Raw genomic sequence first — 15492 nt, forward strand, 5'->3', positions numbered from 1 at the left:
ATCCGACCTCGCTTCGCGAGGCCACGTTCTCCCACAACAAGGGGAGAAGGAAGAAGCGCCCCGTTACCCGAACTTGCCAGTCCTCGGGAAACCCTTCGGCACCATACGCCCTGCCGATGCCCTCGCGCCGATCCACTCGGCCAGTTCCTCGCGCGACCGCGTGAAGGTGCGGTCGGCCGAATCCTGCCAGGAAAGACCGGTCTCCAGCGTGAATGGCTTGAGGTCGAGAAGGCCGCCGTCCTTGTATTTCTGCAGCCGCACGCCCTTACCGCGACCCATCTCCGGAATTTCCGAGAGCGCGAACACCAGCATCTTGCGGTTCTCGCCGACGATGGCCAGATGATCGCCAGTGACCGGCACGCAGCGCTTGGCTTCGTCCGGGGCCTTGACGTTCATCACCTGTTTGCCCTTGCGGGTGTTGGCGACCACCTCTTCCTCATCAACGATGAAGCCGTTGGCGTCGAAAGAGGCGAGCAGCAGCTTGCGCTTGGGATCGTGGACGAAGGCGGTGACGATGTCCTGGTCATTGTCCATGTCGACGATGATGCGGATCGGCTCGCCATGGCCGCGGCCGCCGGGCAGCCGGTCGGCGCCGATCGTGTAGAATTTGCCGCCAGTGGTGAAGACCAGCACCTTGTCTGTCGTCTGGGCATGGAAGGCGAGCTTGAGACTGTCACCCTCCTTGAAGGTCAGCGTCGAAAGATCGGCCAGATGGCCCTTCATTGCCCGCAGCCAGCCTTTTTCCGAAACCACGACGGTGACCGGCTCGCGCTCGATCATGGCATGCGCGATGTCGGTCAGGTCGTGCTCGGGCGCATCGGCGAACTGGGTACGGCGCTTGCCGATCTCGGTCTCCGGGCCGAACTTGTCGCGAACCTGAGTGACTTCCCACTTGATCGTCGACCACTGCTTTGCATCGGACGCCAGCAGCGCCTCGATCTGCTTCTTCTCTGCGGTCAGGCCATCGAATTCCTTGCGGATCTCGAATTCCTCCAACTTACGCAACGCGCGCAGCCGCATGTTGAGGATCGCCTCGGCTTGGGTGTCGGTGAGCGCCCAGCGGGCCATCATGACCTGCTTTGGCTCATCCTCCTCGCGGATGATCTTGATCACCTCGTCGATGTTGAGATAGGCGATCAGGTAGCCGGCAAGGATTTCCAGCCGCCTCTCGATCTCGCCGAGGCGATGTTTCGAGCGACGGATGAGGACGTCGCGGCGGTGATCCAGCCATTCCTGCAGCACGCCTTTCAACGACAGCACGTTGGGCACCTTGCCGCGCGACAGCACATTCATGTTGAGCGGGAAACGGCTCTCGAGCTCGGTCAGCTTGAACAGCGATTCCATCAGGATGCCGGGGTCGACGGAACGGCTCTTGGGCACCAGAACGACGCGGATGTCCTCGGCACTTTCGTCCCTGATATCCTCGAGCAGCGGCAGCTTGCGGGCCATCAACAGCTCGGCGATCTTCTCGATCAGCCGCGCCTTCTGCACGCCATAGGGGATTTCGGTGACGACGATACTCCAGGTGCCCCTGCCCTGGTCCTCCTGGTTCCATTTCGACCGCACGCGAAAGCCGCCGCGGCCGGTCTCATAGGCTTCGAGGATGGAGGCGCGGCTGTCGACGATGATGCCGCCGGTCGGGAAATCCGGGCCCTGTACGAAATCCATCAGCTTCGCCACCGGCGCGTCGCGATGCTCGATCAGGTGCAGTGCGGCGTCGCAAAGCTCGGCGGCGTTGTGCGGCGGGATCGACGTCGCCATGCCGACCGCGATGCCGGACGAGCCGTTGGCCAGCAGATTCGGGAAGGCGCCGGGGAGCACGACCGGCTCCTCGTCCTCTTCATTGTAGGTCGGCCGATAGTCGACGGCATCCTCGGTGATGCCGGCAAGCAATTCGGTCGCAACGTCGGTCATGCGCGCTTCGGTGTAGCGCATGGCGGCGGCGTTATCGCCGTCGATGTTGCCGAAATTGCCCTGGCCGTCGACCAGGGGGTAGCGCATCGAAAAATCCTGCGCCAGCCGTACCAGCGCATCATAGATCGACTGGTCGCCATGCGGGTGGAACTTGCCCATCACCTCGCCGACGATACGGGCGCATTTGGCAAAACCCTGGTCGGGATTGAGGCGCAGCAGTCGCATGGCGTGCATGATACGGCGATGGACCGGCTTCAGTCCGTCGCGAACGTCGGGCAGCGCCCGGTGCATGATGGTCGACAGCGCATAGGCGAGATAACGCTCTTCCAGCGCCTTCTTCAGATCGACCGGTTCAATATGATCGCCGCCGCCATTGTCAGGCGGCAAAAGCCTTTTTCCCATGGGCTGGGACTAGCCGAGCGGGTGATTCGCGGCAAGAGGCGCGCACCGGACCGGTCGATTTGCGCACGTTTCTGCAACAGGAAACCGCAAGGTCGAGCTTGCCGGCCAACATCAATCTGTTACATGCCGCATCTATTGCGAAGCACGCTGGCGGCCCGACCTTCATGCCAAATTCACTGCATTGTCCAATAGCGTTCGGATCGGGTTTGCCTTTCACCGCGATTTTCGACCATTGTGCCGGGACACGCCTTTTTCCCGTCCAGTTCGTCACGGAATGGTGATGGCGCAAAGAATTGAAAAATAATTTCAGGACACTCTCAGGGACCTTGCGATGACAATCAACCGCTCAACTCTCCGGAAATTCGCTCTTTCGACCTTCTTGCTCACACTGCCGCTGAATGCTGCCCTTGCCCAGGACGCCGCGGTCGCGGACCGGCTGAAGGCTGCGCTCTCCGCACAGGGCGTCGACATCTCCTGGACCGGCGTGACCGGCGACAACACCAGCATGGTGCTGCAGGGCGTGTCGGTGAAACCGGCCGCGGAAAAGGAAGCGCTGACGATCGGCGACGTCAAGCTCGAGAACATCACCGAAGCCAATGGCGGCTATGATATCGGCACCGTGTCGACCTCGGCCTTCGAACACAGCAAGGACGGCGTCACCCTCGATCTCAGCCCCTTCATCATCCACGACATGACGGTGCCGGCCGATGGCTCCACCAGCCCGCTTGGCTCGCTGATGATGTATAAATCCGCTGAACTGTCGAACATGACGGTCAAGGTCGCCGACAAGACCGCATTCTCGATGGACGGCCTTGCCATCGAGATCACGCCGCCCGCCGACGGCAAGGCGATGGAATTCACCGCCAATACGGAGAAGTTCACGGCCGATCTCTCGCTGGTCGACGATCCCAAATCCAAGGAGGTCATCAACGCGCTCGGCTACCAGAACATCTCGGGCAATCTCGAAATGGCCGGCACCTGGCAGCCATCTGACGGCAAGATGGAACTGTCGAAATACGACATCTCCGTCGAGAATGCCGGCACGCTCGGCATGACCTTCGACCTCGGCGGCTACACGGTCGACTTCATCAAGTCGCTGCAGGAAATGCAGAAGAAGATGGCCGCACAGCCGGAAGGCGCCGACAATTCGGCGCAAGGCATGGCCATGCTCGGCCTGTTGCAGCAGCTTTCGTTCAACAGCGCCTCGATCCGCTTCGACGACGATTCGCTGACCGGCAAGGTGCTGGACTATGTCGGCAAGCAGCAGGGCATGTCGGCCAAGGACATCGCCAACCAGGCCAAGGCGATCGTGCCGTTCGGCATGGCGCAGCTCAACAATCCGGAACTCACGGCTCAGGTGACCGCCGCGGTCAGCAAATATCTCGACGATCCGAAGAGCCTCGAAATCTCGGCCGAGCCGCCGGCATCGGTGCCGTTCGCGCTGATCATGGCGGGCGCCATGTCGAACCCGCTGGACCTGCCGAAGACGCTCGGCGTCAGCGTCAAGGCGAACGAGGACTGATCGAAACGATCTCAGGACACGAAAAAACCGGCAGCGATGCCGGTTTTTTTGTTGCCGAATCGGAAGAACCGGTTCGTGCCAGTTCCTGAAGTGAAGCCCGAAGCTTCCGATCAGGCGTCCTTCTTGGTCGCCGCGACGCGCAGCGCCAAATCGCGAAGCTGCTGCGGGCTCGCTTCCGAGGGCGCGTTCATCAACAAATCATAGGCCTGCTGGTTCATCGGGAACATGGTGATTTCGCGCAGGTTCTTGGCGCCGACCAGAAGCATGACGACGCGGTCGACACCGGCGGCCATGCCGCCATGCGGAGGCGCGCCATACTGGAAGGCGCGATAGAGGCCGCCAAAGCGCTCCTCGACCGTGGCGCGGTCCAGCCCGACCGTCTCGAATGCCTTGACCATGGTTTCGGGCAAATGGTTGCGGATGCCGCCGCTGGCGATCTCGAAACCGTTGCATACCATGTCGTACTGGAAAGCCTTGATGCCGAGCAGGTCCTCGCCGTTCAGCGCATCGATGCCGCCCTGCGGCATTGAGAACGGATTGTGGGCGAAGTCGATCTTCTTCTCCTCCTCGTTCCATTCGAAGAACGGGAAGTCGACGATCCAGCACAGTTCGAAGCGCTCGCGATCGACAAGGTTCAGCTCCTCGCCGGCGCGCGTGCGCGCGGCGCCCGCAAAGGAGACGAACTTCTTCGGGTCGCCGGCGACGAAGAACGCAGCGTCACCGTCGGCAAGGCCGAGCTGCAAGCGGATCGCCTCGGTGCGTTCCTCGCCGATGTTCTTGGCGAGCGGGCCGGCGCCTTCGAGCTTGTCGCCCTCCTTGCGCCAGAAGATGTAGCCCAGCCCCGGCTGGCCCTCGCCTTGCGCCCAGCTGTTCATGCGATCGCAAAAGGCGCGGCTGCCGCCGGTTTTTGCCGGAATGCCCCACACCTCGGCCTTCGGGTCGTTGGCCAGGATGTTGGCGAACACCTTGAAGCCGGACTCGCGAAAATGGTCGGAGACGGCCTGCATCTCGATCGGGTTGCGCAGGTCCGGCTTGTCGGAACCGTATTTGCGCATGGCGACATCGTAAGGGATGCGCTGGAATTTCTGCGTCACCGGCTTGCCGTTGGCGAAGGTCTCGAAGACGCCGCGCATCACCGGTTCCATGGTCGACAGCACATCGTCCTGCTCGACGAAACTCATTTCGACGTCGAGCTGGTAGAATTCGCCAGGCAGACGGTCGGCGCGCGGGTCTTCGTCGCGGAAGCACGGCGCGATCTGGAAATAACGGTCGAAGCCGGACACCATGATAAGCTGCTTGTACTGCTGCGGAGCCTGCGGCAGCGCGTAGAAGGTGCCAGGATGGATGCGCGACGGCACCAGGAAGTCGCGCGCGCCTTCCGGCGACGAGGCGGTAAGGATCGGCGTCGAGAATTCGGTGAAGCCGACCTCGCCCATGCGCTTGCGCATCTCGGCGATGATTTTCGTGCGCGCCACGATGTTCCGGTGCAGCGTCTCACGGCGCAGGTCGAGGAAGCGGTATTTCAGCCTGATGTCCTCGGGGTAGTCCGGTTCGCCGAATACCGGCAGCGGCAATTCCTTGGCCGCCGACAGCACCTCGATCTCGCGGGCGAAAATCTCGATCTCACCGGTCGGCAGGTTGGCGTTCGTGGTTTCCGGCAGGCGTGCCTTGACCTCGCCGTCGACGCGGATCACCCATTCGCCGCGCAAGGTCTCGGCGACCTTGAAGGCAGGCGAATCCGGATCGGCGACGATCTGGGTCAGGCCGTAATGGTCGCGCAGATCGATGAACAGCAGGCCGCCATGGTCGCGCACGCGATGCACCCAGCCCGAAAGGCGAACGGAATTGCCGACGTCGCTCTTTCGCAACTGGGCACAGGTATGGCTGCGGTAACGGTGCATGGTCATGGATAAAAGTCCGGGATTGTGGGTTGCGGGCCAAAGCATCGCAGCCCGGCCCAAAATTTGCGCGAAAAGCGCATGAGAGGCATGGTTTGTCAAGGCAAACGGACGGAGGGGCGGTCTCTCAATTTGGAACTTCGGGTCTCAATCCATAGCCGGTCATGTGGCGGAACCGTAAACCGCCTCTCGCGTTGGCGCATGATGGAGTGAGAGGAGGCAAACATGTTTTCCTGGAAGGGCACTTGGCGCAATCAATACGGTTCGGTTGTAGTTATCGAAGACGATAGCGATGGTTTGATCCGCGGTGTCTTCAAGACAGCATTGCCCGACAGCAGCTTTTCCGGGATGGAAGTGCCTCTCCACGGGGCCGCTCATGGGGATGTGATTGGCTTTACTTCCGCGGCGTTAGGAAAAACGGGCCCGGCGGCGGTCAGCTACACCGGCATTTTTCGGGACGGCAAGATCGAGATGTTGTGGCACACAGTGGCTGGAATGGCACTTTCAGCCGATGCCGAGGGTGAGCCCGCAAAGCTGACCCAGGTTGGAACATGGCGCGCCTTCGGGACCAGCCTAGACACTTTTGAGCGCGTCGATTGAATACTCCGACCGCCGGCGAGTTCGTGCCGATCAACGCGGCCCTGATGCTGTTCTATTCCTTCGGCGCCATTGGCGGCCCGTTCGCGGCCTCGACAGCGATGCAATATTTCGGGCCAAGCGCGCTGTTTGTCTTCAGCGCCGTGGTCTAAGCGGTCTTCACCGCCGTCATCCTCTCCGGCGTGCCGGCCGGCAAGCGCAGCCGCTTCACCGCGGTGTTGCGCACCTCGACCATTTTTGCGCGGCTGGCGAGGAGAAATAGTGATCCAGACAGTCCGGAAGGGCCGTGACGGTGGCGCCACAGCTTGACGAAAGCCTTCCCGGCTGAAATCTAGGAAGACCCTACTCCTGCCAAAAGCGATTTGATGCACGTCATCACCACCCAGAAAGAACTCGAGACCGTTCTCGCCGCTTTCGAAAAGTCGGATTTCGTCACCGTCGACACCGAATTCATCCGCGAAACGACCTTCTGGCCCATCCTGTGCCTGATCCAGATGGCCGCGCCCGGCGTGACGGCGCTGATAGATCCGCTTTCACCTGATATCGACCTCGCTCCCTTCTTCAGGTTGATGGCCAACGAGGCGGTGGTCAAAGTCTTCCACGCCGCTCGGCAAGACATCGAAATCATCGTCCATCTCGGCGATCTCGTTCCGCACCCGGTGTTCGACACGCAGGTGGCGGCGATGGTCTGCGGCTTCGGCGACAGTGTTTCCTACGACCAGCTCGTGCAGCGCATCACCGGCGCACGGCTCGACAAATCGTCGCGCTTCACCGACTGGCGCCACCGCCCGCTGTCCGACAAGCAGCTCGACTATGCGCTGGCCGACGTTACCCATTTGATCGAGGTCTATCAGCACCTCAACGCCGAGCTGGCGCGGGAAAACCGCGCCCACTGGCTGAATGAGGAGATGGATGTCCTGACCTCGCGCGAGACCTACGATCCGCATCCCGAGGACGCCTGGAAGCGGCTGAAGATGCGGCTTCGCAAACCGCAGGAGCTGGCGATCGTGCAGACCGTGGCGGCATGGCGCGAACGCGAGGCGCGCGAGCGCGACGTGCCGCGCGGCCGCGTGCTCAAGGACGATGCGATCTACGAGATCGCGCAGCAAGGGCCGCGCGATGCGGCAGCCCTTGCCAAGCTGCGCACCACGCCCAAGGGCTGGGAACGCTCCTCGACGGCGACGGCACTGCTCGGCGCGGTCAACACCGCGCTCGCCCTGCCCAAGGAGCAGATGCCGAAACTGCCGAAAAGCTTCCAGCCACCCGAGGGCTCGAATGCGGCCGCGGAGCTCTTGAAAGTGCTGCTCAGGATTATCGCCGAAAAACAGGGCGTCGCCTCGAAGGTGCTGGCCTCCAGCGACGATATCGATCGCATCGCCGCCGAAGGCGAGGATGCCGATGTGCCGGCGCTGCAAGGCTGGCGGCGCGCCGTGTTCGGCGAACAGGCGCTGAAACTTGTGCGCGGCGAGATCGGCATCAAGTTCGACAATCGAAAAATAGCAGTGTTCGACCTGTAGGTTCAGCCTCTCTTCTTCCGTCGCGGGAGAAGAGAGCTGACGCCAATTCTGCTCAAATCACCCCGAGCAGGTGAAGAGCGAGCCAGATCCAGCCCAACAGGACAATAACCGCTCCAACGAAGAAAGAGCGGCTGCGCCAGCGCAGATCGTTGCTGGTCAGGTGAACCCAGGCGTGGAAGTAGCGGGTCACCACGAAAGCCCACATCAGCGCCAGTGTCAGATAGTTGACGCCATTGGTGACGTGCAGCGCCAGGCACAGCACATAGAAAAGCACCGGCAGTTCGAACTGATTGCTGAGATTGCCGGCAACGGTCGCGCAGGAGGCCGGTTCTGTCGAGCGGGCCTTGTACTGGCTCGCCTTCGCCTCGCCCGACTTGACGGCAACATATCGGCGCCGGCCCAGTACGCAATAGACGATATAGATCAGCAGCACGTGGGCGAGCACCGGCCAGAAGATCGCGGTCTGGTTCATGCAGTCGCCCCTGCCCTGTTCGGCTTCAATTCTGACGTCTTTGGCCGGCCAGCCAGAAAGCGGCAATGACGATGACCGGGACGGCGAGAAGCACGAATTTGGTGACGATGAGCGCCGAGGCGAAAGACAGCGAATCCGGGTTGGCGTAGAGGAAATCGGATAGAAGCCGCGCCACGGCGATGTTCTGGGCGTAGTCGGCGAGCGTGTAGGGCAGCACCAGGACCAGCGCGAAGATGGCCTGCATCTGAGCCGGCAACACGCGGAATTTCTTCAGGCGGCGGCCAGTTGCAAGGGTCAGGCTGACCAGCGTCAGCGACAGCAGCACCGGAAACAAAAGATCGAAGGTCAGGTAATGCCAGACCAGGATGATCTCGCTGCCGCGCCGGCCAAGCGCCGTCAGCCAGGCCATGCCTTCGTCGGGCGTGAATCCGAAATAGCGCATGTCGAGCGAGGCCAAGCCCCCGCTCAACTGGCGGAAATAGAAGAACTCCATGCCCGTCATGGCGATGAAAACCGCCGCCGAGAGAAAGCAGAGCGCCCCGACATGGCGCGACAGGCGCAGCACCATGGCGGTCAAGTTGCGCCAAAGCCCGGAAGAATCAGGCTCCGCCGGGATAGTTGGGGCTTTCGCGGGTAATCGTGACGTCATGGGCGTGGCTTTCACGAAGTCCAGCGTTGGATATGCGCACAAAAGTGGCGCGGTCGCGGAAATCGGCAAGGTCGCGGCCACCAACATAACCCATAGCGGCTTTCAGCCCGCCTGCAAGCTGGTGCAACACGCCAGACACAGGTCCTTTGTAGGGAACCTGCCCTTCAATGCCTTCCGGCACCAATTTCAGCGTGTCGCGCACCTCGGCCTGGAAGTAGCGATCGGCGGAGCCCCGCGCCATGGCGCCGACCGAGCCCATGCCGCGATAGGCCTTGAAGGAGCGGCCCTGGTGCAGATAGACCTCGCCCGGGCTTTCGTCGGTCCCGGCAAGCAGCGAGCCGATCATGGCGGCACTGGCGCCGGCGGCGAGTGCCTTGGCGAGATCGCCGGAATATTTGATGCCGCCGTCGGCGATCACCGAGGCGCCCGATTTATGCGCTGCCTCGACCGCCGACATGATGGCCGAAAGCTGGGGAACGCCGACCCCGGCCACGATGCGGGTGGTGCAGATGGAGCCCGGACCGATGCCGACCTTGACGGCGTCGGCGCCGGCGTCGATCAGCGCCCGCGTGCCTTCCGCGGTGGCGACATTGCCGGCCAGGATGCGCACGGAATTGGAAAGCTTCTTCGCCCGCGTCACCGCGTCCAGCACCCGCTGTGAGTGGCCATGCGCGGTGTCGATCACCAAAAGGTCTACGCCGGCCTCGATAAGACGCTCGGCGCGTTCGAAGCCGTCATCGCCGACGCTGGTGGCGGCGGCGGCACGCAGGCGCCCCTGCGCATCCTTGGTGGCATGCGGGTTGAGCTGCGACTTCTCGATGTCCTTGACGGTGATCAGCCCGACGCAATTGCCCGTTTTGTCGACCACCACCAGCTTCTCGATACGGTGCTGGTGCAAAAGCCGCTTGGCCTCGTCCTGGTCGACATTCTCCTTGACCGTGATCAGGTTCTCACGGGTCATCAATTCGTAGACCTTTTGCGCCGGATCGGAAGCGAAGCGCACGTCACGGTTGGTCAGGATGCCGACGAGCCGGCCGGTCTTGTGGCCGCCGGCGCCGCCATTCTCGACCACCGGAATGCCCGAAATCGAGTAGGTGCGCATCAGCGACAAGGCGTCGGCGAGCGTGGCGTCGGGACCGATCGTGACCGGGTTGACCACCATGCCGGATTCGAATTTCTTGACCTGCCGCACCTGCTCGGCCTGTTCGGCGGGCGAGAAATTGCGATGGATGACGCCGATGCCGCCGGCCTGCGCCATGGCGATGGCAAGCCTTGCCTCGGTGACCGTGTCCATCGCCGCCGACAGGATCGGCACGTTGAGGTCGATGTCGCCGGCGATGCGGGTGCGGATGTCGGTCTGGCCGGGCATCACCTCGGAATGACCGGGCTGCAAGAGCACGTCGTCAAAGGTCAGCGCCAGTGCGCCGGTGGAGGTTTCGATGATTTTTGCCATGGCCAGCCCTTTGAATGCAGAAAAAGCGCTGGACCGGAATGGACAGCGCCGACTCGTTATTCCCTTTCAGGATTGGCGGTGGCTGGTAACACGTCGCGGCGGCGTTGAAAAGCCGATCGTTGAGTGGGCGTTAAGGATCGGTTCAGTGTCGACAGGGTCGCGGGACCGATCCAACTTCCTGTTTCTACGCAGTTCCAGACGGAAAAACCGTTTCACACTTTGCCTGGAGCCTAGTCCGCGCCCAGCAGGGTATCGAGCAATTCATGACGTGGCGATGCGAAAGGATTGACAACGGTTACGCCACCCCAGGTGAAGCCATGTTGCAGATCTTCCGACAGGAGCAGCCGGCAACTCGATTGGGAGGCAGCTGATAGGATGACCGCATCCCAGATACAGAAATGGTGGTCGGCCCCAAGATCGACCGCCTTCATCATGACCTCGGGCGACGTTCCAGCAACCGGGAAGGCGTCGCGCCAGCCCAGGAGTGCATCCCGAGCTTCCTGCGAAGATCGTCCAGCCTTGCGAACAAGCACCTTGAACAGTTCGCCAAGCACTTGAACCGGAATGACAGCTGCCTCTTGCGGAACGTTGCGCAGCAACTCCAGAACAGCGTCACGCTTGTCGGCGTTGTTCACGCCTTCTGCATAAGCAAGGATGTTGGTGTCGAGCGCGACCTTCACCGGTCGTAAAGCTCGTCGCGGGTCCATTGCCCGGCGTCGACGACAGGCTGCCGCTCAAGCCGTGACAGCAGCGCGGTGCGCGAGCGCGAGGCCACCTGGCCGCGATTGTCCGTGGGCACGATCCGCGCAACTGGCCGCCCGTGACTGGTCACCACAAAGCTCCGCCCTTCCCGCACACCACGAAGAATGAGCGAAAATTTTCGATTGGCGTCGGCGGCTGAAACGGATTCGTCCATGATTGCATCAAAGTAGTTATTTTAACTAGAATAGCTATAGCTTGGCTCCTTGGCAAGCTATCTCTGATCGCTGCCCAGGCCCTCCGCGGCGTCGAAGTCGCACAAAAGTGACAGCAAATTAATGCGACATCGGCCCAAAGGCATGATAACCGCCCATTGTATCGGCATGCCCCCGGCCGGCAGGCAATTTCGACCAATTCGGACGCGTTCGTTGAACCGCACCATCCCGCTTATCCTTGCGGTCGCTCTCTTCATGGAAAACATGGATTCGACCGTCATCGCAACGTCGCTCCCGGCGATCGCCACCGACATTCATACCAGCCCTATCGCGCTGAAACTGGCGCTGACGGCCTATCTGGTGTCGCTGGCGATCTTCATTCCGATCAGCGGCTGGATGGCCGATCGCTTCGGCGCCAAGAACATCTTTCGTGCCGCGATCGCGGTGTTCATTGCCGGTTCGGTCGCCTGTGCGCTCTCCGGTTCCCTGCCGGCCTTCGTGGTGTCTCGCTTCCTGCAAGGCATCGGCGGCGCCATGATGACCCCGGTCGGACGCCTGGTTCTGGTTCGTGCCACGCCCAAAAGCGAACTGGTCGCCGCCATGTCCTGGCTGACCGTTCCCGCGCTGGTCGGGCCGCTGGTGGGCCCGCCGATCGGCGGCTTCATCACCACCTATTTCACCTGGCACTGGATTTTCCTGATCAACGTGCCGATCGGCCTGATCGGCATCTGGCTGGCCACCCGCTTCCTGCCGGAAACTGGATCGATGGAGACGCCGCCGCTCGATTTCGTCGGCTTCGTGCTGAGCGGGGTGGCCGCATCCGGCGTCGTCTTCGGCCTGTCGGTGGTCAGCCTGCCTTATCTGCCGCCGGCGACCGGCTTCATCACGATCGCCGTGGGGCTGCTGTCGGGCGCGCTCTACCTGATGCATGCGCGCCGCGCCAGGAATCCGCTGCTCGCGCTTGAGTTGTTCCGCAACCAGGTGTTCCGCTCGTCGGTGCTCGGCGGCAGCCTGTTCCGCATCGGCATCGGCGCGGTGCCGTTCCTATTGCCGCTGATGTTCCAGATCGGCTTCGGGCTGACCCCGTTCCAGTCCGGCATGATCACCTTCGTCTCGGCGATCGGCGCCATCGGCATGAAATTCGTCACCGCGCTGATCTTCCGCGTTGTCGGCTTCCGCCGCGTGCTGATCCTGGGCTCGCTTGTCGCCGCCGCATCGATCGCCATCTATGGTCTCTTCACCCCAGAGACGCCCTATGCGTTGATGCTGGCCATATTGCTGGTCGGCGGCTTCATCCGCTCGATGTTCTTCACCGGTATCAACGCACTCTCCTATGCCGAGGTGTCGGCCGAGGATACCAGCAAGGCGACGCCGATCACGGCGGTATTCCAGCAACTCCCGATCGCGCTCGGCGTGGCGCTCGCCGGCGGCGTTCTGGAAGTCTCGACCTCCATCCATGGCGGACCGCTGACGCTGGGCGACTTCCATATCGCCTTCTTCATCGTGGCGGCGGTATCGGCGGCGGCATCGCTGTCGTTCATGCGGCTGGCACCCGATGCCGGCAATGCCGTCTCCGGCCATGGCCGGCTGACAACGCCCAAGACACTGGAACAGGTGAGATCGCCGGGAGAGTGAGGCTCTCTCCCTTCTCTCCTTCTTGTGGCAGAAGGGGAGGCGTTACTCCCTGCTCGGCTCTCGCCCCTTGAAGTCCTTGGCCAACAGATAAAGCTCCACCGACTCATCGCGCGATGCCGGTGGCTTGACGTGGTGGACGGAGCGGAAATTCTTCTTGAGCATGGAGAGCAGCTCGTTCTCGGCGCCGCCCTGAAAAGTCTTGGCCAGGAAATGGCCGCCGGGCTTCAAGACCGACAGCGCGAAATCGGCCGCCACCTCGCACAGATGCATGGTGCGGATATGGTCGGTCCGCTTGTGGCCGGTGGTCGGTGCGGCCATGTCGGACAGCACGACATCCGGATCCCCGCCCAGCGCTTCGGAGAGCTTTTGCGGAGCCTGCGGATCGAGAAAATCCAGGAGCAGCACCGGCGCGCCAGGCACGGCGTCCATTTCGAGATAATCGATGCCGACGACATGCGGATGCTCGGCCGTCGATTTCGTGCGCGCGGCCGCGACCTGACACCAGCCGCCAGGGGCGGCACCGAGGTCGATCACCTTCATGCCGGGCTTCAAGAGGTGGTGCTTGTCATCGATCTCGATCAGCTTGTAGGCCGCGCGCGAGCGATAGCCGTCGGCTTTGGAGCGCTGGACATAGGGATCGTTGATGTGGCGCTGCAGCCAGCGGCGCGACGATTCCTTCAAGCCGCTTTTCTTCTTGATCCGCGTTTTCAGCACGCGAATGCTGGCGGACCCTGGTTTTTCCGGTTTCTTGGTCATTGCCTGATTTCTTGTTTGAGCATGATCATGCCCTAGCACGCCCATCGTTGCGCCAGACGCCGTCATCGGCCATCAGTTCGCTCAATATGCCCTCGCGCAGGCCCCGGTCGGCGACGCGTAGCCGCTCCGAGGGCCAGACGGCGCGGATCGCCTCGAGGATAGCACAACCGGCCAGCACGAGATCGGCGCGGTCAGCACCGATGCAGGGATTGGCGCAGCGCTGCTGGAAATCCCAGCCGACCAGCCTCTCCACCATGCGGTCGACGCTGTCGCGGTCCATCCACAGGCCGTCGACCCTGCGGCGGTCGTAGCGTTCGAGGTCGAGATGGACGCCGGCCAGCGTCGTCACCGTCCCCGAAGTGCCCAACAGATGAAAATTCGGGCTGGCCTTGAGATGGCTCAACCGATCGCGGCCGTCGAAAGCGGCCAGCCTGCCGGCGACGTCGTCGACCATGGCGGTGAAGATCTCCCGCGTTACGGTGCGGCCGCCAAAGCGTTCCGCCAATGACACGACGCCGACCGGCAGCGATGTCCACGAAACGATATGATTGGCGAGGCGTGGCGAACGGCGGCCGGTGAGATCGATCAGCGCTATCTCGGAGGAGCCGCCGCCGATGTCGAACAGGACGACGCCTTGCGTGTCGCGCTCGACCAGCGAACCGCAGCCGGAAACCGCAAGACGGGCTTCGGTCCGGCGGTCGATGATCTCGAGCTTCAGGCCGGCTTCGCGTTCGACACGATCGAGGAACTCGACGCCGTTTTCGGCGGTGCGGCAGGCTTCGGTGGCGATCAGCCTTGCCTTCCTGATCTTGCGGCCGCGCAGTTTGTCACCGCAGACCTTCAGCGCCTCAACCGCGCGGTCCATCGCCGGCTGGCCGAGCCGGCCATTGGCGGTGAGCCCCTCGCCAAGCCTGACGATGCGCGAGAAGGCATCGATGACGCGGAACTGGCCGTGACGCGTAGGGACGGCGACCAGCAGCCGGCAATTGTTGGTGCCGAGGTCCAGCGCCGCGAAGACCGGAAGCTCGTGCACCGGCGGCCTGCGGTGTCCTTGCTCGGGGCGTGGGATTGGAACGACGGGCGAGATCGCCGCAGCGGCAACAGGCTTCAGCTCTACTGCCGCGACAGCGGCCTTGCCTTGCGCCGGCGCTCGATTGTCCCCGGGGCGCGCATCGTCGCGCGCAAAAACCTTGCGCCCACGCCTTCGCTTGCGCCGTTTCTTGGGCTTGCCCTTCTGGTTGTGGGTCGCGTCGCCTGCCTGCCCATTCACGGAGCGAGGCTCCGTCGGGCGGCGTTGCTGCCAACCGGCTGTGCCCGGGCCTGACGATCCCGGGGAAGCGCTGGACGCGCCCACCTCCGGCGCGCCTCCGCCGGTGTCGCGGTCTTCCACTGTCGTTCCTTCCGGCGCCGCGCGAACCGGTGACGGACGCAGCAGGCGCTTTGGCATGTTTCAAGTTGCGGCCAGACTAACAGTGCTGTGGCCGATCACCAAGAGCCGCATGCTGAATTTTGCCGGCTGGGGCGCGAACCGCCTTTTCGTTGCCCCGCCGTAATGTACCCGCAAGGCTGGATTGATAACGCGGTGCCAGCGAAGACCGCGCCTGTCGAAGCCGATGCCCTCGCCGCTTGTCAGCGTTTTGCGCCCCGTCCAGTGCAGGCAGGTCTTGCCGGCATCAGGCGCGACAAGTGTTCGCGGTTGAATAGCCGGCTTCAATGAGGCATTTCTGAAATGAATGGGGAATGCGGGGCGGTTGGCCTCTCGA

13 protein-coding genes and 1 pseudogene are annotated in these 15492 nt (G+C 62.6%); 5 read left to right on the plus strand and 9 right to left on the minus strand.

What is annotated here, in order from left to right; genetic code table 11:
• Positions 1 to 63 precede the first annotated feature (63 nt).
• The gene (gene parC, locus O7A70_RS13565) at positions 64 to 2316 is read right to left on the minus strand and encodes a DNA topoisomerase IV subunit A (protein WP_337140759.1); all 2253 of its coding nucleotides are present in this window, start codon (positions 2314 to 2316) and stop codon (positions 64 to 66) included.
• A gap of 331 nt (positions 2317 to 2647) precedes the next feature.
• Here parC and O7A70_RS13570 point away from each other — a divergent pair, with 331 nt between their 5' ends.
• Complete coding sequence (locus tag O7A70_RS13570) at positions 2648 to 3838, plus strand: hypothetical protein (protein ID WP_337140760.1); 1191 nt, start codon at positions 2648 to 2650, stop codon at positions 3836 to 3838.
• Positions 3839 to 3948: 110 nt separating this feature from the next.
• Here the strand turns inward: O7A70_RS13570 and aspS are convergent, their stop codons facing one another.
• Complete coding sequence (gene aspS / locus O7A70_RS13575; protein WP_337140880.1) at positions 3949 to 5739, minus strand: aspartate--tRNA ligase; 1791 nt, start codon at positions 5737 to 5739, stop codon at positions 3949 to 3951.
• A 222-nt stretch (positions 5740 to 5961) separates the two neighbouring features.
• On the opposite strand from aspS, the gene O7A70_RS13580 reads away from it, so the two are divergent.
• From O7A70_RS13580 to rnd, 3 genes and pseudogenes are all read left to right on the plus strand, one after another.
• Entirely contained in the window at positions 5962 to 6336 is a 375-nt protein-coding gene (locus tag O7A70_RS13580; RefSeq protein ID WP_337140761.1) for an avidin/streptavidin family protein, read from the plus strand.
• A 14-nt stretch (positions 6337 to 6350) separates the two neighbouring features.
• Positions 6351 to 6623, plus strand: a pseudogene (locus O7A70_RS13585) (MFS transporter); the annotation flags it as partial.
• A gap of 75 nt (positions 6624 to 6698) precedes the next feature.
• Positions 6699 to 7850 carry a ribonuclease D gene (rnd, locus tag O7A70_RS13590; RefSeq protein WP_027143088.1) on the plus strand — a complete coding sequence of 384 codons (1152 nt, stop codon included), beginning with the start codon at positions 6699 to 6701 and terminating at the stop codon, positions 7848 to 7850.
• Positions 7851 to 7902: 52 nt separating this feature from the next.
• Here the strand turns inward: rnd and O7A70_RS13595 are convergent, their stop codons facing one another.
• From O7A70_RS13595 to O7A70_RS13615, 5 genes are all read right to left on the minus strand, one after another.
• Complete coding sequence (locus tag O7A70_RS13595) at positions 7903 to 8322, minus strand: MAPEG family protein (RefSeq protein ID WP_337140762.1); 420 nt, start codon at positions 8320 to 8322, stop codon at positions 7903 to 7905.
• Positions 8323 to 8347: 25 nt separating this feature from the next.
• Complete coding sequence (locus tag O7A70_RS13600) at positions 8348 to 8890, minus strand: hypothetical protein (RefSeq protein WP_337140881.1); 543 nt, start codon at positions 8888 to 8890, stop codon at positions 8348 to 8350.
• Positions 8891 to 8921: 31 nt separating this feature from the next.
• Positions 8922 to 10424: an IMP dehydrogenase gene (guaB, locus tag O7A70_RS13605; protein WP_140507237.1), complete on the minus strand. Its 1503-nt coding sequence runs from the start codon at positions 10422 to 10424 to the stop codon at positions 8922 to 8924.
• Between the two features lie 230 nt (positions 10425 to 10654).
• A complete protein-coding gene (locus tag O7A70_RS13610) occupies positions 10655 to 11104 on the minus strand; it encodes a PIN domain-containing protein (protein WP_337140763.1) in 450 nt (149 codons plus the stop codon).
• Positions 11101 to 11340, minus strand: a complete 240-nt coding sequence (locus O7A70_RS13615; protein ID WP_337140764.1) for a type II toxin-antitoxin system Phd/YefM family antitoxin — start codon at positions 11338 to 11340, stop codon at positions 11101 to 11103. Before O7A70_RS13615 ends, O7A70_RS13610 begins: the two co-directional genes overlap by 4 nt.
• A 211-nt stretch (positions 11341 to 11551) precedes the next feature.
• Between O7A70_RS13615 and O7A70_RS13620 the strand changes: the two genes are divergently transcribed.
• Positions 11552 to 12973, plus strand: a complete 1422-nt coding sequence (locus tag O7A70_RS13620) for an MFS transporter (RefSeq protein ID WP_337140765.1) — start codon at positions 11552 to 11554, stop codon at positions 12971 to 12973.
• Between the two features lie 42 nt (positions 12974 to 13015).
• Here O7A70_RS13620 and O7A70_RS13625 read toward each other — a convergent pair whose 3' ends face one another.
• Entirely contained in the window at positions 13016 to 13729 is a 714-nt protein-coding gene (locus tag O7A70_RS13625) for an RlmE family RNA methyltransferase (protein WP_337107507.1), read from the minus strand.
• A gap of 25 nt (positions 13730 to 13754) precedes the next feature.
• The gene (locus O7A70_RS13630) at positions 13755 to 15176 is read right to left on the minus strand and encodes a Ppx/GppA phosphatase family protein (protein ID WP_442921183.1); all 1422 of its coding nucleotides are present in this window, start codon (positions 15174 to 15176) and stop codon (positions 13755 to 13757) included.
• Positions 15177 to 15492 lie beyond the last annotated feature (316 nt).

It is taken from the genome of Mesorhizobium sp. Cs1299R1N1 (assembly GCF_037179655.1).
In the GTDB taxonomy this organism is placed as follows: domain Bacteria; phylum Pseudomonadota; class Alphaproteobacteria; order Rhizobiales; family Rhizobiaceae; genus Mesorhizobium; species Mesorhizobium salmacidum.